Origin of the sequence: Rhodococcus sp. KBW08 (genome assembly GCF_003852455.1) — a bacterium.
Taxonomy (GTDB): Bacteria; Actinomycetota; Actinomycetes; order Mycobacteriales; family Mycobacteriaceae; genus Rhodococcus_F; species Rhodococcus_F baikonurensis.
Map to the genome: position 1 here is coordinate 1 of NZ_QAJJ01000070.1, position 277 is coordinate 277.

The window sequence follows — 277 nt, forward strand, 5'->3', positions numbered from 1 at the left end:
ACATCGAAACCAGCCGACAAAAACTCCGTCACCGCACCAACGACACCGGACTCCGACACCCCAACCGGCGACAAATCCAACCGCACCCGATCCGCCGACAGAATGTCCTGGAACCCGACACCATCAACCTCCGGATACACCGTCCGCAAAATCTCGTGCCGCGCAACAACATCCGAGACAGCAGCCTGCAGAGCCGCCACATCCAACGATCCCGACAACCGAATCGCCACCGGAATATTGTTCGCCGACGACGTCGTATCGAAACGGTTCAAGAACC

The 277-nt window shown here is 58.5% G+C and carries 1 protein-coding gene; it reads right to left on the bottom strand.

Features of this window, described 5'->3' with window-relative positions; genetic code table 11:
* Positions 1 to 230 (bottom strand): hypothetical protein (locus DBV08_RS32080; protein ID WP_311717487.1); only part of this gene is annotated, 230 nt, incomplete at its 3' end.
* Positions 231 to 277: the final 47 nt, after the last annotated feature.